Genomic DNA, 15,885 nt, shown 5'->3' on the forward strand with positions numbered 1-15,885 from the left:
GCTCGCTCGTTCTAGCTATCGGGGCGTCGGCGCGCCCCGGTCGAGCGCGTCGCACGAGCGGTTGGAAGGAGCACTACCAATGGGCGAGGGGTACGCATGACCGACACCGGCCAGGTCCCGGGCGAGGGACAGCCGGAGAACGCAGGCGGACATCCCGGGCAGCCGCAGCCGGCGGCCGCTCCCTCCCCTGCCGACGCCGGACCGACGGAGCTGCCGGGCCTGGTGCCCCCTCCCGGCGCCTACCCCTATGCCGACCAGGCCGACGGCGTCGTCGAGGACGACGATCTGCTGCTGATGCCGGGTGCCCAGGGCGCCTGGAGCGAGCAGTCGGCGGCCCAGCCGCTCCCGCAGGCGCAGGAGACCCACCAGGGTCCCGACCAGCAGCACCGGCAGGGCGCGCCGTACGACCCGGCCGCCCAGGGGGCCACCGGCTTCGAGCCGATGCCCGCCCCGGCCGGTGACCACGAGAGCGGCGGCCGGGATTCCGGTTCGGTCGACCTCGGCGCCGTCCGTATCCCGCAGCCCGCGGCACCGCAGCAGCCCCGTGCCGCGGCGCCCGCCACGCCCCCGCGCCGTCCGCTGCACATGGGCCCGCCCGTCCCCGACGCGACCGGCGGAGTGGTCCGTTCGCTCGCCGACCGCGGACCGGCCGAAGCGCCCGCGCAGCCCGCCGCTCGGCACGCGGGACCGCCCACCGGCGGACCCGAATACTTCGATGTTCCGGCCGGGGCGCCCGAGGCCGTGGCGGGCGAAGTGCCGTCGGCCGACGCGGGCCTGCCGTACGCCGAGCAGCCCTTGGGGGAGGCGGCCGCGCCGGAACAGGGCCTTGCGGCGTCGTCGTATGCCGGGCAGCCGTACGGCGAGCAGTCCTATGGCGAGCAGTCCTACGGCGGGCAGTCCTACGGCGGGCAGTTGTCCGCCGAGCAGACCTATGGGGCCGCGGGCCAGGGTCCGTTGCCCGGCCCGCAGCTCGGCGAGATCCCGTCCCAGGTGCCGTCGTGGGAGGAGGCCGCCGCCCAGGCCGCGGCGTCGGCCCCGCTTGCAGAAACGGTCGCCCCCGAGGCGTCGGCCGCCCCTGCCGCCGAGGCGACGCCCGTCCTGCCGGACACCGCGCAGCCCGTCGAAGCACTGCCCGTCGAAGCGCTGCCCGTCGAGCAGCCCCAGCCCACGCCGCTGCCGCCCGAGGGCGCGGCGGAGGCCGGTGACGGCGCGGCCGCCGCGGGAGCCACCGAGGCCGGGCAGGATGTGCCGGCCGGGGCGGCGGCGATGGAACAGCCGCAGGGCGTGGACGCGGACGTTCTGCCGGATGCGGCCCTGGCCGGTCAGGACGGAGCGGCCGCGTCTGCCGAGGCGGCGTCCGTTCAGACGGCCGAGGCGGAAGCAGTGGTGCCGGATGCCGCCGTGCCGGAGGCGCCCGCGGTGGACGACTCCGCCGTGGCGTCCCAGCAGCCCGAGGCGGCCGCCGTCGAGGACCCGCAGCAGCCCGTGGAGCAGGGCCTGCCCACCGGAGCCGGAGCCGGAGCCGAAGCCGGAGCCGAAGCCGGAGCCGTGGCCGACCCGGAGGCGCAGGCGCAGCCCGCCGCCACCCCGGCTCCCGTCGAGCCCGAAGCCGTCGGCCCGGTGGCGGAGCCCGCAACCGTGCAGCCGGCCGACGCCCCTGCCGGTCCGGCCCCGGCAGCGCAGGACGAGCAGCCCGCCGACCAGGGACAGGGCGCCGACCCGGCCCCTGCCACCGACGAGGCCCAGCAGCAGCCCGAGACCGCAGCGCCCGAGACCGCAGCGCCCGAGACCGCAGCGCCGGAGTCCGAGTCCGCTCCTGAGGCCGCCGCGCCCGAGGCCGCCCCCGCCGCCGAGGCCGTCCCTGCCGAGGCCGGTACGGACGTCCCCGCGGCCGAGCCCGCCGTCGAGCCCGCCGTCGACCCGGCGCCCGTCGCCGTCCCGCAGGGCCCCGTCGCGCCGCCCGCCGACGAGACCGGCGCGCCCGTGGACCAGACGGACACGGAGCAGGCGGACGCGGAGCAGACCGTCATAGAGCCGCCCGAGGCGCAGGAACCGGCCGCCGGACAGCCGCAGTCCGGTGCCCCCGTGGACGCCGCCGGGCAGCAGACCGCACAGACGCCCGCAGCGGAGGCCGCGCCGCAGGACGCGGACGCCAGCGTCGAGGAACCGCCCGCAGCGGACGGCCCCGACGCCCCCGGCCGGCCGGAAGACCCGACGGCCGGGACGACCCCGGACACCGCCCCCGCCGCGGAGCCGGCGACCGGCGAACCCGCGGACACCGCCACGACCGCGGAAGCCGCGGAGCCCGCCGCTCCCACGGAGCCCACCGCCCCCGAGGCCCCCGAGGCCCAGGCCTCCGGTGAGCCGTCGCCCGCGGACACCCCGCCCGTGGCCGTCCACATCCCGGCCCAGGCCTCCGGTGAGCCGTCGCCCGCGGACGGCCCGGCCCCGCGCGCCGCGGCCGCCGAGCCCTCGGCGGCCGGGCCCACGCCCGACGACGCCCCCGCGGCCGACGCCCCCGCCGACGAGACGCCCCAGCAGCAGGACGACGAGGCGCCCCACCAGCAGGACGTCGCCGAACTCGTCCAGCTCGGCGACGACCAGCCACAGCCGGCCGGTGAGCAGCCCGACGCCGGCGACCCCGCAGCGTCCGACGCGGCCGAGGCGCCGTCCCCGGCCGCCGGGTACGACGACTCCGAGCGGGCCGCCGTGCACCGTGTGATGCGCGAACGCCGCGACATCCGTAACGGCTTCCGCGGCGACCCGATCCCCAACGAGGTGCTGCTGCGCGTCCTGGAGGCGGCCCACACCGCCCCCAGCGTCGGCCACTCCCAGCCCTGGGACTTCGTCGTCATCCGCTCGGACGAGACCCGCGAGAAGATGCACCAGCTCGCCATGCGGCAGCGCGAGGCGTACGCCAAGTCGCTGCCCAAGGCGCGCGCCAAGCAGTTCCGCGAGCTGAAGATCGAGGCCATCCTCGAAACGCCGGTGAACATCGTCGTCACCGCCGACTCCACCCGCGGCGGCCGGCACACCCTCGGCAGGCACACCCAGCCGCAGATGGCGCCGTACTCCTCCGCGCTCGCCGTCGAGAACCTCTGGCTCGCCGCCCGCGCCGAGGGCCTGGGCGTCGGCTGGGTGAGCTTCTTCGACGAGCGGGAGATGGTCCGCGAACTCGGCCTGCCCGACCACCTCGAAGTCGTCGCCTACCTGTGCATCGGTTACGTCGACGAGTTCCCGGAGGAGCCCGAGCTGCTGCAGGCCGGCTGGTCCAAGCGGCGCCCGCTGTCCTGGGTCGTGCACGAGGAGACCTACGGCCGGCGCGCGCTGCCCGGCGAGAGCCCGCACGACCTCCTCCAGGAGACCCTGCAGGGCATCCGCCCGCTGGACGCCAAGGCGCTCGGCGAGGCCTGGGAGCGGCAGAAGCGGATGACCAAGCCGGCCGGGGCGCTGGGCATGCTGGAGATCATCTCCGCGCAGCTGTCCGGACTGTCCCGCAAGTGCCCGCCGCCCATCCCGGAACCGGCCGCCGTAGCGATCTTCGCCGGTGACCACGGGGTGCACGCCCAGGGCGTGACCCCCTGGCCCCAGGAGGTCACCGGCCAGATGGTCGCCAACTTCCTGGGCGGCGGCGCGGTCTGCAACGCCTTCGCCAACCAGGTGGGCGCCGAGGTCTGTGTCGTGGACGTCGGTGTCGCGAGCGACCTGCCCGCCACCCCGGGTCTGCTGCCCCGCAAGGTCCGCGCCGGCACCGCCGACTTCACGGCCGGCCCGGCGATGACCCAGGAGGACGTGCTCCAGGCGATCGAGGTCGGTATCGACACCGCCCGCGACCTGGTCGCGGCCGGCAACAAGGCGCTGCTCACCGGCGAGATGGGCATCGCCAACACCACCACCTCCGCCGCGCTGATCTCCGTCTACACCGGCGTCGACCCGGTCGAGGTCACCGGCCGCGGCACCGGCATCAACGACGAGACACACGCCCGCAAGGTCGATGTCGTCCGCCGCGCCCTGGAGCTGCACCAGCCCGACCCGGCCGACCCCATCGGTGTCCTCGCCGCGATCGGCGGCCTGGAGCACGCCGCCCTCGTCGGACTGATCCTCGGCGGCGCCTCGCTGCGTACGCCGGTGATCCTCGACGGGGTCAGCGCCGGCGCCGCCGCCCTGGTGGCCCGTGCCATCGCCCCCGAGGCGCTGGCGGCCTGCATCGCAGGGCACCGCAGCGCCGAGCCGGGCCATGTCGCGGCCCTGAACAAGCTGGGTCTGCGCCCGCTGGTCGACCTCGATCTGCGCCTCGGCGAGGGCACCGGCGCCCTGCTCGCGCTGCCCGTGGTGCAGAGCGCCGCCCGCGCCATGCACGAGGTCGCCACCTTCGACTCGGCCGGAGTGACCGAGAAGACCTGATCAGGCCCGACCTCCGCATGACCCCCGGCCCACAGCCCCATAGGCTGTGGGCCGGGGCCGTACCGCCGTCCCGGGCCGTCCCCCGCACCAGCCGCTCCAGAGCCGCAGCGGCTGAGCCGGTCGCCGAACCCCGCAGCATCCGCACAAGGAGCCGTACCGCCATGGCCGATCACGCCGCCGAACACGCCGCCTACCCCGTCGGACTGCGGCTGTCCGGCCGCCGGGTGGTCGTCCTGGGCGCCGGGCAGGTCGCCCAGCGCCGGCTCCCTTCCCTCGTCGCCGCGGGTGCCGACGTCCTGCTGATCTCCCCGTCCGCGACCCCCTCCGTCGAGGCGATGGCCGACGCCGGTGAGATCCGCTGGGAGCGCCGCCGCTACCGGGACGGCGACCTCGACGGCGCCTGGTACGCGCTGATCTCCACCGACGACCCGGAGGCCAACGCCGCCGCGTCCCAGGAGGCCGAGGACCGCCGGGTGTGGTGCGTACGCTCCGACGACGCCGAGGCGGCCACCGCCTGGACCCCGGCCACCGGCCGCAGCGAGGGCGTCACCGTCGCCGTGCTCACCGGCCGCGACCCGCGCCGCTCCGCCGCCGTGCGCGACGCCATCGTCGAGGGCCTGCGCGACGGCAGCCTCGCCGCCCCGCACCACCGCCGTCCGCACACCCCGGGCGTGGCGCTGGTCGGCGGCGGCCCCGGCGACCCCGATCTGATCACCGTCCGCGGCCGGCGGCTGCTCGCCGAGGCGGACGTGGTGATCGCCGACCGGCTCGGCCCCCGCGATCTGCTCGCCGAACTCCCGCCGCACGTCGAGGTCATCGACGCGGCGAAGATCCCCTACGGCCGGTTCATGGCACAGGAGGCCATCAACAACGCGCTGATCGAGCACGCCAAGGCCGGCAAGGCAGTGGTCCGCCTCAAGGGCGGCGACCCGTTCGTCTTCGGCCGCGGCATGGAGGAGGCCCAGGCGCTCGCCGAGGCCGGCATCCCCTGCACGGTCGTCCCCGGCATCTCCAGCACCATCTCGGTGCCCGGCGCCGCCGGCATCCCGGTCACCCACCGCGGAGTCGCCCACGAATTCACCGTCGTCAGCGGCCATGTCGCCCCCGACGACGAGCGCTCGCTCGTGGACTGGCCGTCGCTCGCCAAGCTGCGCGGCACCCTCGTGGTCCTGATGGGCGTGGAGAACAGCGGCGCCATCGCCGCCAAGCTGATCGACCACGGCCGGCCCGCCGACACCCCGGCCGCCGTCATCCAGGAAGGCACCACCGCCGCCCAGCGCCGGGTCGACGCCACGCTCGCCACGCTCGGGGACACCGTACGGGCCGAGGGCGTCCGTCCTCCGGCGGTCATCGTCGTCGGCGACGTCGTCACCGTCGCCCCCGCACCTGCCCCCAGGTAGCCGATCCCGACGCGGCATTGGCACCCCGACACCGACAAGGCACTCTCTTCCCGTGGCAGAAATCATCACCGTCGACGATCCGGACGACCCCCGGCTGGCCGACTACACCGGCCTGACCGACGTCGAGCTGCGGCGCCGGCGCGAGCCCGCGGAAGGGCTCTTCATCGCCGAGGGCGAGAAGGTCATCCGGCGCGCCCGGCAGGCCGGTTACGAGATGCGGTCCATGCTGCTCTCGGCCAAGTGGGTCGACGTCATGCGCGATGTGATCGACGAGGTCCCGGCGCCGGTCTACGCCGTCAGCCCGGACCTCGCCGAGCGGGTGACGGGCTACCACGTCCACCGTGGGGCGCTGGCCTCCATGCAGCGCAAGCCGCTGCCGGACGCCACCGAACTCCTCGCCGGGACCCGGCGCATCGTGGTCATGGAAGCGGTCAACGATCACACCAACATCGGCGCGATCTTCCGCAGCGCCGCGGCCCTCGGCATGGACGCGGTGCTGCTCTCCCCGGACTGTGCCGACCCGCTGTACCGCCGCTCGGTCAAGGTCTCCATGGGTGCGGTGTTCTCCGTGCCGTACGCCCGCCTGGAGAGCTGGCCCCGGGACCTGGCCGCCGTACGGGAAGCGGGCTTCACCCTGCTCGCCCTCACCCCGGCCGAGAAGGCCACCGGCATCGACGAAGCCGCCCCGCACACTCTGGAGCGCGCCGCCCTGATGCTGGGCGCGGAGGGCGGCGGCCTGAGCACCGGCGCGCTGCGGGCCGCCGACGAATGGGTCCGCATCCCGATGGCGCACGGCGTGGACTCGCTCAACGTCGGAGCGGCCGCCGCGGTGGCCTTCTACGCGGTGGCGACGGGCCGGCCCGCTTAAGGGGCGCGCCCGCGCTCCTCGGCGGCGTCGGCGTCCCGCCCGGTTGGCCGGCCCGCCCCGCGGTCCCGCACGGTCGGACCGGCCGGTCGGCCCCGCCCCGCGTCACCGCTGGGAAACCCGTCCCCGACGCCGCCCCCGACGCATCACCAGGGCACGGGCGTTCCGTCCCAGGAGAAGAAGCCACCGGTGGGGCCGTCATCCGGCAGCAGGGCCAGGCGGACGGCACCGTGCGCGGCCTCGGCCGGGTCGCCCCCGGCAGCGGCGGCCCGGGGGTTGAGATCGGTGGCCCGTATGCCGGGGGCGAGCGCGTTGACCTTGAAGCCGTCCTCGGCCAGCGTCTGGGCGTAGAGGACGGTGAGGGCGTTGAGGGCAGCCTTGGACGAGCGGTAGGCGGCGGCGCCGCTTCCCGGGGTGAACTGGGGGTTGGGGGCGGTGCTCCAGGTCAGCGACGCGGTGCCACTGGAGACGTTGACGATGCGCGGGCGCGGGGACCGGCGCAGGGCGGGCAGGAAGGCATTGGTCACCGCCACCACCCCGAACACGTTGGTCTCGTAGGTGCGCCGGTACTCCTCGACGCCGGTGTCGGCCGGCGGGGCGAGTGACGGTGAGATGCCGGCGTTGTTGACCAGCACGTCCAGGCGGTCCACCTGAGCCGCGGCCCGGGCGATGCCGCCGGGATCCGTCACGTCGAGGACCAGCAGACGGACCCCGGCGCCGATCTCCTCGACGGCCCGCTGCCCGCGCCCGGGGCCGCGGGAGCCCACGTACACGGTGACGCCCTCGGCGGCGAGCAGCCGGGCGATATGCTTGCCGATGCCCTTGTTGGCACCGGTGACCAGAGCTGTGTGTTCCTTCATGGCAACCACACTTCCCTGGTCGTGGGTGCCCTGCCAGGGACAGCCTGTACCAGGCAGGGGGAGGAGCCGACATGGCGCGGCAGGAGCTGGCCCACTACCTGCGGGACCGCCGGGCGGCCCTGCGCCCGCACGAGATCGGCCTGGCGGTGACGGGCACCGACCGCCGCACACCGGGTCTGCGCCGCGAAGAGGTGGCGGAGCTCGCGCACATGTCGGTCGACTACTACACACGGCTGGAACAGGCCCGGGGGCCGCGGCCGTCGGCCCGGATCCTGGACGCGCTGGCCCGCGCACTGCGGCTCACGCCGGCCGAGCGCAGCCACCTGTTCCGCCTGGCGGGTTCGAGCGCGCCGCCCGGCATCAGCGCCGTGCGGCGGGTGCGCCCGCACGTGGCCCGGATGCTGGAGCGGCTGCCGGAGACCGGGGCCGTCGTCACCGACGCGGCGTACGACGTCATCGCCTGGAACCCGCTGGCCCGGGCACTGCTCCGCGCCGACCCCGCAGGCGGGAGGACAAACCTGGCCCGACGCCGCTTCCTGGGCCGGGAGCGGATGCACGAGAGCGCCGGCGCCGAGGAATTCGGGCACATCGTGGTGGCGCGGCTGCGCCGGGCCGCGGACCGCTACCCGCATGACCCGCAGCTGGCCGCCCTGCTGGCCGAACTGCACGCCGGCAGCGAGGAGTTCCGGCAGATCTGGCAGGCGCGTCCCCTCCACGCTCCCGGGCACCGCACCAAGACCCTGGACCATCCGGAGGCCGGTGCCCTGCGGTTGAACTGCGACGTCCTGCTCGTACCCGAGGACGACCAGGAGGTCGTCCTGATCACGGCCGACCCCGGATCACCTGCCGCGCGGAGTCTGCGCAGGCTGGCCGGGCAGACGACCTGAAACGAAGGAGGCGCGCAGGCCTCTCCGGCGGTCGCAGAGCGCCGCACCTGCAGGTGCGCTTTCACCGGGACTTGTGCGCACCCCGCTGCCGAGGCTTGCCCCGCCGCCGGTCCGCGCGGGCTCTCAGGGGTTCTGTCCCCCCGCCCCGTAGGGCCCGTCCGCACCCCAGGCCGGGGCGGCCGGCGCCGGCCGCTCCACGCCCAGACCGTGGGCCGGCCCCTGGCACCCCTGGGCCGCCGCGATACCGAGCGCCACCAGCAGGGTCACCACCACGAACACAATGACGCGCTGGCGCAGCAGCCGGCGGTCGGGGCCGGGCCGCCGGCCGCCCGACGTCGTACGCACCGGGGTGCGCTTGCCGCCCGGCCCCGCGGGCCGGCCGGCCGGGACGCGGCGCACCGTGCGTCCGCCGGTCCTCCGCGGACTCTTCCCCGCGGCCGAGGCCGGGCCGGACGGCCGGGAGACCGCGTCATGCGAAGCCGGGGGGCGGGACGGGTGCGGACGAGGCGAGGAGTTGCCGGCCGTCCTCCGCTCGGTGCGCTGGCGGGCGTATTCCTCGGCACGCTGCCCGGTCGGCCGGTCCGGAGGACGGCGCTCCGCGCGCTGCCAACCGGCGCCCGCGCCCGCGCCGTTCTCCAGCGGTCCGCCCGACGGACCGTGCGCCTCACGGGCCGCGATCTCCTTGAGGCGCAGCGACAGCGACAACGTGCTGGGGCGGTCCGCCGGGTCCTTGGCCAGGCACGAGGCGAGCAGCGGCGCCAGGGCGTCCGGCACCCCGGCGAGCTGTGCCTCCTCGTGGACCACGCGGTAGAGCATGACCTCCGAACTTCCCTGCCCGAAGGGGGAGTCCGCGGTACAGGCGTACGCGAGGGTGGCGCCCAGCGCGAAGATGTCCGTCGCCGGCGTCACCGCGGCCCCGCGCACCTGCTCCGGCGCCAGGAACCCCGGCGAGCCGACGGCCGTACCGACATGGGTCAGCGTGCTGGCGCCGGTCGCCCAGGCGATACCGAAGTCGATGATCCGCGGGCCCTTGGGCGACAGCAGAATGTTGGACGGCTTGAGGTCACGGTGCACCACACCCGCGTCATGGACGGCCAACAGCCCCTCGGACAGCGCGGCGCCGATGGCGGCGACCTGTGCCGGGGACAGCGGACCGCCCTCGTTGACCTTGTCGTGCAGCGAGGGGCCCGGGACGTACTGGGTGGCGAACCAGGGGCGGTCGGCATCGAGATCGGCCGCGACCAGCCGGGCCGTACAGCCGCCGCGGATCCGCCGGGCGGCCGAGACCTCCCGCGCGAACCGCGAGCGGAATTCCTGATCCTCCGCCAGGTCCGGCCGGATCACCTTGAGCGCCACCCGCTGCCCGCGCTTGTCCGAGCCGAGATAGACCACGCCCATCCCGCCCGCGCCGAGCCGGCGGTGCAGCCGGAACGTCCCGACGACACGCGGGTCCTCGCGTCGGAGCCGCATCATCGCCATGTCCGTCCCCTACCTGCGGTGGGGAGCCCCCTCCGCTGCCAACCGTCTGACGTGGCACAGCTTACGGATTGACGGCCCCCTGTGCTGAGAGGCCGCGCATGCGTCGGCAGCCGGATTGCCGGTGGCGGGTGCGATTCCCGCAGCGCGCGGGGAAAACCGGCCGCCGGGCGTCCCGGCTTACCGTGAGGGATCCCAATGATCCGCCGTAGAAGGAAAATTGGCGGGATGAAAGGGGATCGTGTGTAGTTGGTCGGGGATGCCGGGGATGCGGCCAAGGGGCGGAAAGCGGGGGTGTGCGCGACGGTCCGCAGGGACGGGGCCGCGGTGCGTGGGGGAGCGGACGACGTGAGCGAGGTCACCCTCAGGAGTGCGCGGGCCAGGGCGGCGCAACGGTCCCCCCTGGGGGAGATCCCCAAGGCCTGGCGCCGTCTCTCCACCCAGGGGAGTACACGGGGCGCCGGGCCGTCATCCTCCCGGAGGCCGACCAATCGGTACGACGGCATGACGCCCGCCGCCGGCCGTGTGCCTACTGTTGTTTCCAAGCGGCGGGCGCAGCACTCGTCCCCCGAGGTCAGACGCCCGCCGCCCCCAGTCACGACGGGAGCGGGACGATGGTGCAGACCTCAGGGCGGGCGGCCCTTCGGGCGCAGGGGCGGCGAGCCGCTGTGCCCGGCGGCCGGCAGCCCTCCGGCACGCGCCATCCCCTCGTCGCGGTGGCCATGGTGCTGCCGCTGGCCTGCGTTCTCGTCGTGGTCTTCGGCGGCTGGGAGGCCGTGATGACACAGGCGTCGTCCGTGGTCGGAATGTTGGGGCGCTGAGCGGCGCCCCGGTCCCGGGAGAGCGGCCCGGGACGGGGACCTCCGGCTGAAAGCCCCGTGGGGACGGGGGTGCGGCGGACGGCACGACGGCCGGGCATCTGGGGAGATGCCCGGCCTTCGGGTTTTCCCGGCCACCGCCCTGCCCGGCCCCCCGGACCACGCGTACGATCCCCCTCCGGGCCGCCCACGGCTCGCACCACCACCCACGGCGCACCCTTCACGGCCCGTCGCGCACGACGCCGTCCGGCGCGCGCAGGACCAGGGGGAACGATGGCCACCTCACTGCTCGACCGCCTCGCCGCCCTGTCCGCGACGACGGCCCGGCCCGGCGTTCCGGCCACCGCCACCGCCCCCGAGGTGCTTGCCGACCGCCCCGACGGCACGGTCGTCCGCAGCGGCCCCACGGTCGCCAAGGCGCACGCCCCCGACGGCGACCCGCACGACCTGGCCACCCGGCTGCGGATCGCCGCCCACCCCCTTCTGCACGGCATCCTGCTGCCCCCGCTCCCGGTCACCGCCCCCGACGGCTTCCTCACCTTCACCGAGGAGGGCCGCGTCCTCACCCGCTGGCCGTACGGCAGCCCCGTTTCGCCCGATGACCCGGGCGCCGCGCCCTGGGAGGACACCGCCCGCCTGCTGGCCCGTCTGCACACCGTCGACCCGCGCCAACTGCCGGGCCCCGTACCGCCGATGCGCGGCCCCGCCAAGGCCGCCCGCGCCCTGGCCCGCCTGCGCACCGCCCTGGCCGCCGCCGGCGGCCCGCCGCCCGCATGCCGGCCCGGCCCGGGGCCGCTGCCCGCGGCCGCCGCGGCCGTCGAGCGGGCCTGGGCCCTGCTGCCGCCGTGGGCCCAGGGCGCCGCCCCGTCGCCGCGCGCCGGCACCCTCTGCCACGGCGATCTGCACTTGGGCCAGCTCGTCCGCCACCCGGCCACCGGCGGCCCCTGGCTCCTCATCGACATCGACGACCTCGGCACGGGCGACGGCGCCTGGGACCTGGCCCGCCCCGCCGCCTGGTTCGCCACTGGCCTGCTCGCACCGGATCTCTGGGCGCGTTTCCTCGCCGCCTACCGTGCCGCCGGCGGCCCCGCCGTCCGGCCCTCCGGCGATCCCTGGCCCGACCTGGAGGTTCCGGCCCGTGCCCTGACCGTGCAGACCGCCGCGCTCGCCGTCGCCAAGGCCATCACCGCCTCCCGCCTCCTGGACGAGTCCGAGGCGGCGGTCGTCGATGCCTGTGCCCGGATGACGTCCCTGCCGGACCGGCCTGCGCCCGCCGGCCCGGACGTAAGGTGAACACCCTGCCGCCGGGCGGCCGTTCCGGCGGCGCCGCAGTGAGCAGTGCCGGATGACAGGAGTGGAGCCGACGATGCAGTGTCCCAAGTGCCATGCGCCGATGCAGACATACCACCGCAATGGTGTGCAGATAGAACAGTGCGCCGGCTGCCGGGGGATCTTCCTGGACTACGGGGAGCTGGAGGCGCTGACCCGCCTCGAGTCACAGTGGTCCCAGCAGCCCCCGCCGCCGCCCGCCCCGCAGGCCTACCCGGCAGCCCCCGCCTGGGGCGCCCCGCACCAGGGCCATCACGGCCACCAGGGCCATCACAGCCACCATGGACACCACGGCCACCGTGGCTTCGGCCACATGCTCTTCTCGTCCTGACCGGTCTCTGGCCGGACAACGACCCAGGGCCGGAACAACGACCGAGGGCCGGAGCGAAATGCTCCGGCCCTCGGGATCAGGTGTGGACGATACTGGGATTGAACCAGTGACCTCTTCCGTGTCAGGGAAGCGCTCTCCCGCTGAGCTAATCGTCCGCGGGACCGCGGATCGCGAAGATCCGCAGCTGCGTGCGCGATACTGGGATTGAACCAGTGACCTCTTCCGTGTCAGGGAAGCGCTCTCCCGCTGAGCTAATCGCGCGGGACGGAAACCCCGGTCAAGCACATTCGGGGATCCAGTGGACGATACTGGGATTGAACCAGTGACCTCTTCCGTGTCAGGGAAGCGCTCTCCCGCTGAGCTAATCGTCCTTGGAGGTGGAGACGGGATTTGAACCCGTGTAGACGGCTTTGCAGGCCGTTGCCTCGCCTCTCGGCCACTCCACCAGGAGTGAGGGGGTTCGGGAAGATCCCCCACATCGAGCGGACGACGAGACTCGAACTCGCGACATCCACCTTGGCAAGGTGGTGCTCTACCAACTGAGCTACGTCCGCAGGTGTCTCTCCCAGACTACGTCCGGGAGCTACGTGTCCTCCGGGGCGCTTGTGCGTCCCGGCGACGTGTTGAACTCTAGCGGATTCCGGGGCCAGTACAAAAACGCGTTTGTGCAGCGTGCTGCGCTGCTCGCTCGGCACAGGCAGCCTCGGGGCCGCCGCCATAGACTCGCTGACGTGCACGACTTCGCTCCGATGGCACGCTTCGGCGGCCTGATAGCCACCGACCTGCTGGATGTGACCAGCGATCCCGCGGCTCTGGACTCCACGGGCTGGTGGGCCGTGGCCGCCGATTTCGAGGGCGCTGTGGTCTGCGCCCGCTTCGGCGACGTACGGCCGGCCACCGCGGCGGACGGTCCGGACCCCGACGGCTGGCGCGGCCCCGCTCCCGGCGCCTGGACCAGCTCCCTGGACCGCGACGCCTATACCGGCGGTGTGCGGCGTATCCGTGAACACATCGCGGCCGGCGACGTCTACCAGGTGAATCTCTGCCGGGTGCTGACCGCGCCGCTGCCCGACCCCGGCCGTGCCGACGTGGACGCGCTGTCCGCGGTGCTGGCCCGCGGCAACCCGGCGCCGCACGCGGGCACGATCCGGCTGCCCGGCCATGGCGTCGAGATCGCCAGCGCCTCCCCTGAGCTGTATCTGCGGCGCGAGGACCGCACCGTCGCCTCCGGCCCCATCAAGGGCACCGGCCGGACCGCGGCGGACCTCTCGGCGAAGGACCGGGCGGAGAACGTGATGATCGTGGACCTGGTCCGCAACGATCTCGGCCGGGTCTGCGCCACCGGCTCCGTGACCGTCCCGGCACTGTGCGCCGTCGAAGAGCACCCCGGTCTGGTCCACCTCGTCTCCACCGTGTGCGGCGAACTGGACGGGGCGAACGAGAAAACCGCCTGGGCGGATCTGCTGGACGCCACCTTCCCGCCCGGGTCGGTCACCGGTGCCCCCAAATCCAGCGCGCTGCGGATCATCGACGAGCTGGAGACCGCACCCCGCGGCCCCTACTGCGGAGGCATCGGCTGGGTCGACGCGGACCGCCGCACCGGCGAGCTCGCGGTCGGCATCCGTACGTTCTGGATCGACCGCACCCCGCCCGGCGGCCCGGTGCTCCGCTTCGGCGCCGGCGCCGGGATCATCTGGGACTCCGATCCGGAGCGGGAGTGGGCCGAGACCGAGTTGAAGGCGCGCAGGCTGCTCGCGGTAGCGTCGGGCCTGCACGAGGCGAGTGGAGGAAAGCGATGAAGATCTGGCTCAACGGCAAGCTGCAGGACGCCGAGGGCGCCCGGGTCTCGGTCTTCGACCACGGGCTGACCGTCGGCGACGGAGTCTTCGAGACCATCAAGGCCGAGCGCGGCCGTGCCTTCGCCCTCACCCGCCATCTGGAGCGCCTGACCACCTCGGCCCGCGGACTGGGACTGCCCGATCCCGATCTCGACGAGGTGCGGCGCGGCTGCACGGCGGTCCTCGACGCCAACCCGATGGACCTGGGCCGGCTGCGGCTCACCTACACCGGCGGCGTCTCACCGCTCGGCTCGGACCGCGGCGACGCCGGCCCCACGCTGGTCATCGCACTCTCCGAGACCACGCGCCGCCCCGACACCACCGCCGCCGTCACGGTCCCGTGGACCCGTAACGAACGCGGGGCGCTCACCGGCCTGAAGACCACGTCGTACGGCGAGAACGTCGTCGCCCTGGCCCGCGCCCGTGAACGGGACGCCTCCGAGGCGCTGTTCGCCAACACCGTCGGCGCGCTCTGCGAGGGCACCGGCTCCAACGTCTTCGTCGTGCTGGACGGCGAACTGCACACACCGCCGCTGCACTCCGGCTGCCTGGCGGGCATCACCCGCGCCCTGACCGTCAGCTGGGCGGGCGCCAAGGAGACCGATCTGCCCCTGGACGCGCTGGAGCGGGCCGAGGAGATCTTCCTGACCTCCACCCTGCGCGACGTCCAGGCCGTGACCCGTATCGACGACCGCCGACTCGCCGACGGCCCGGGCCCGGTGACCGCGGAAGCCATGCGGATCTTCGACGAGCAGTCCGCCGCCGACTTCGATCCGCGGTGATGACGGGCCCGCGCAGGGGCGAGTAGAAAGTCCTCGTGACCACAACGCTGCGCCCCGCGGGACCCGAAGAGCGACACGACGACGGGCGCCGGGCCCGTCCGTACGACATCTGTGTCAACAGCCGCCGGGTCGGGGGGATCCGGCTGACGACGGATGCCCGGTTCGGCCCGACGGCGGGCCGGATCACGGAGCTGGCCGTCGAGGAGCCGGACCGGCACCGCGGCCGTGCCACGGTCGCCGCACTCGCCGCCGAGGAGGTGCTGCGCGGCTGGGGCTGCCGGCAGATCGAGGTGACCGTCCCCGCCGACGCGGAGGCGGCCGCCCGGCTCGCCGCGGCACTGGGCTACACCGAGCGCGGCCGCACGATGAGCAAAACCCTCGACGGCCCGCCCCGGCTGCCCGGGGACAGCAGCGACCGTGCGCTGAGCGAGGCGGAGTACCCGGCCTGGCGGGACGCCGCGCTCGCCGAGTACGTCCGGACGCAGCGGGACCAGGGGATGCCCCGCGCACGCGCCGAGGAGGCCTCGGCCGCGAACCATCGCGCCCTGCTGCCGGACGGTGTGGACACGCCCGACCAGGCGCTGCGCGTCCTGGCCCACGGGGGCGCGGACGTCGGCAGCATCTGGATCGCCCTGCGGATGCCGGACCAGCCCGGCGGCTATGTCGTCGATGTACTGGTCGATCCCGCACACCGCGGGCACGGCCACGGCCGCACCCTGATGCTGGTCGCCGAGCGCGAGAGCCTGGCCGCCGGTCACGCCACCCTCGGCCTGAACGTTTACGCGGACAACGCGCCGGCGCTCGGCCTCTACACCTCGCTGGGGTACCGGCCCACCGGCTACCTGTTGTGGAAGCCGATCCTGTGAGGCGGCCCGGGGCCGGCGCCCTGTGAGGC

General features: G+C 74.8%; 12 protein-coding genes and 5 tRNA genes. 10 read left to right on the forward strand and 7 right to left on the reverse strand.

Translation table 11 applies throughout. From position 1 onward, the window contains the following. The first annotated feature begins 96 nt into the window (after window positions 1–96). The 3 genes from cobT to OHS81_RS30390 all read left to right on the forward strand — a co-directional run bounded on the left by cobT (window position 97) and on the right by OHS81_RS30390 (window position 6,672). The gene (cobT, locus tag OHS81_RS30380) at window positions 97–4,404 is read left to right on the forward strand and encodes a nicotinate-nucleotide--dimethylbenzimidazole phosphoribosyltransferase (protein WP_328388507.1); all 4,308 of its coding nucleotides are present in this window, start codon (window positions 97–99) and stop codon (window positions 4,402–4,404) included. A 161-nt stretch (window positions 4,405–4,565) separates the two neighbouring features. Next, entirely contained in the window at window positions 4,566–5,804 is a 1,239-nt protein-coding gene (cobA, locus tag OHS81_RS30385) for a uroporphyrinogen-III C-methyltransferase (protein ID WP_328388509.1), read from the forward strand. A 52-nt stretch (window positions 5,805–5,856) separates the two neighbouring features. Beyond that, window positions 5,857–6,672: a TrmH family RNA methyltransferase gene (locus OHS81_RS30390; RefSeq protein WP_328388511.1), complete on the forward strand. Its 816-nt coding sequence runs from the start codon at window positions 5,857–5,859 to the stop codon at window positions 6,670–6,672. A 143-nt stretch (window positions 6,673–6,815) separates the two neighbouring features. Here the strand turns inward: OHS81_RS30390 and OHS81_RS30395 are convergent, their stop codons facing one another. Further along, the gene (locus tag OHS81_RS30395) at window positions 6,816–7,529 is read right to left on the reverse strand and encodes an SDR family oxidoreductase (RefSeq protein WP_328388513.1); all 714 of its coding nucleotides are present in this window, start codon (window positions 7,527–7,529) and stop codon (window positions 6,816–6,818) included. Between the two features lie 71 nt (window positions 7,530–7,600). Here OHS81_RS30395 and OHS81_RS30400 point away from each other — a divergent pair, with 71 nt between their 5' ends. After that, window positions 7,601–8,416 carry a helix-turn-helix transcriptional regulator gene (locus OHS81_RS30400; RefSeq protein ID WP_328388515.1) on the forward strand — a complete coding sequence of 272 codons (816 nt, stop codon included), beginning with the start codon at window positions 7,601–7,603 and terminating at the stop codon, window positions 8,414–8,416. 123 nt (window positions 8,417–8,539) lie between these two features. Here OHS81_RS30400 and OHS81_RS30405 read toward each other — a convergent pair whose 3' ends face one another. Beyond that, complete coding sequence (locus tag OHS81_RS30405) at window positions 8,540–9,895, reverse strand: serine/threonine-protein kinase (RefSeq protein WP_328388516.1); 1,356 nt, start codon at window positions 9,893–9,895, stop codon at window positions 8,540–8,542. 611 nt (window positions 9,896–10,506) lie between these two features. Between OHS81_RS30405 and OHS81_RS30410 the strand changes: the two genes are divergently transcribed. The 3 genes from OHS81_RS30410 (at window position 10,507) to OHS81_RS30420 (ending at window position 12,370) form a co-directional block, all read left to right on the forward strand. Further along, complete coding sequence (locus OHS81_RS30410; RefSeq protein ID WP_328388518.1) at window positions 10,507–10,713, forward strand: hypothetical protein; 207 nt, start codon at window positions 10,507–10,509, stop codon at window positions 10,711–10,713. Window positions 10,714–10,983: 270 nt separating this feature from the next. After that, window positions 10,984–12,003: a phosphotransferase family protein gene (locus OHS81_RS30415; RefSeq protein WP_328388520.1), complete on the forward strand. Its 1,020-nt coding sequence runs from the start codon at window positions 10,984–10,986 to the stop codon at window positions 12,001–12,003. Window positions 12,004–12,076: 73 nt separating this feature from the next. Next, window positions 12,077–12,370: a TFIIB-type zinc ribbon-containing protein gene (locus tag OHS81_RS30420; RefSeq protein WP_328388522.1), complete on the forward strand. Its 294-nt coding sequence runs from the start codon at window positions 12,077–12,079 to the stop codon at window positions 12,368–12,370. Window positions 12,371–12,453: 83 nt separating this feature from the next. On the opposite strand, the gene OHS81_RS30425 is transcribed toward OHS81_RS30420, so the two are convergent. From OHS81_RS30425 to OHS81_RS30445, 5 genes are all read right to left on the reverse strand, one after another. Next, window positions 12,454–12,525: transfer RNA gene (locus OHS81_RS30425), tRNA-Val, on the reverse strand. A gap of 34 nt (window positions 12,526–12,559) precedes the next feature. Beyond that, window positions 12,560–12,631 (reverse strand) — tRNA-Val (locus OHS81_RS30430). A gap of 38 nt (window positions 12,632–12,669) precedes the next feature. Next, window positions 12,670–12,741, reverse strand: a tRNA-Val gene (locus OHS81_RS30435). Window position 12,742: 1 nt separating this feature from the next. Beyond that, a tRNA-Cys gene (locus OHS81_RS30440) sits at window positions 12,743–12,816 on the reverse strand. A 35-nt stretch (window positions 12,817–12,851) separates the two neighbouring features. Next, a tRNA-Gly gene (locus OHS81_RS30445) sits at window positions 12,852–12,924 on the reverse strand. Between the two features lie 177 nt (window positions 12,925–13,101). Here OHS81_RS30445 and OHS81_RS30450 point away from each other — a divergent pair. Genes OHS81_RS30450 through OHS81_RS30460 form a run of 3 tightly spaced genes read left to right on the forward strand, consistent with a single transcriptional unit; the run spans window position 13,102 to window position 15,856 of the window. Continuing rightward, entirely contained in the window at window positions 13,102–14,169 is a 1,068-nt protein-coding gene (locus tag OHS81_RS30450; protein WP_088796783.1) for a chorismate-binding protein, read from the forward strand. Further along, window positions 14,166–14,990, forward strand: coding sequence for an aminotransferase class IV (locus tag OHS81_RS30455; RefSeq protein ID WP_328388525.1), 825 nt, complete (start codon window positions 14,166–14,168; stop codon window positions 14,988–14,990). Before OHS81_RS30450 ends, OHS81_RS30455 begins: the two co-directional genes overlap by 4 nt. A 35-nt stretch (window positions 14,991–15,025) precedes the next feature. Further along, window positions 15,026–15,856 carry a GNAT family N-acetyltransferase gene (locus tag OHS81_RS30460; protein WP_328388527.1) on the forward strand — a complete coding sequence of 277 codons (831 nt, stop codon included), beginning with the start codon at window positions 15,026–15,028 and terminating at the stop codon, window positions 15,854–15,856. The last annotated feature ends 29 nt before the right edge of the window (window positions 15,857–15,885 follow it).

Source organism: Streptomyces sp. NBC_00400 (genome assembly GCF_036048035.1).
Taxonomy (GTDB): domain Bacteria; phylum Actinomycetota; class Actinomycetes; order Streptomycetales; family Streptomycetaceae; genus Streptomyces.